The organism is Marinomonas sp. TW1 (genome assembly GCF_001625355.1).
Taxonomy (GTDB): Bacteria; Pseudomonadota; Gammaproteobacteria; order Pseudomonadales; family Marinomonadaceae; genus Marinomonas.
This window is the reverse complement of record NZ_JSEE01000053.1, coordinates 1-356: the sequence shown is the minus strand read 5'-3', so window position 1 is coordinate 356 and position 356 is coordinate 1. Positions and strand designations below refer to the sequence as shown.

The window sequence follows — 356 nt, the reverse complement described above, 5'->3', positions numbered from 1 at the left end:
ATTTGTGTTGGTGAGGTTGCCCTCAGCATCCAAGGTAAGATCAGTATCCGCATGTACCAGAGCGCCATCTTCATTGATGATGTTACCTTGCACATTCAATGCTATCGCATCGGTGGAATAAATCTTGCCGTTTGCTGTAGTGTTGTTTAGTTCGATGGCATTAATCGTGATACCTTTACCCGCCAGCGTTCCTTGGTTATCAACTTGGTTCGTCTGAATGGTTAAAGCGCCATCTTGGGCTAAGACGGTGCCTGAACTCGTGACATTCTCTGCATTGATGTCGATAGTATTTAAAGCTTCAATCGTGGAATCTTTGTTGGTGAGATTGCCCTCGGCATCTAAGATCAGATCAGTAT

Annotated in this window: 1 protein-coding gene; it reads right to left on the bottom strand. The window is 44.7% G+C overall.

Going from position 1 to position 356, the window contains the following annotated elements:
- Nucleotides 1-356 (bottom strand): hypothetical protein (locus OA79_RS17850; RefSeq protein ID WP_156486302.1); only part of this gene is annotated, 356 nt, incomplete at both ends.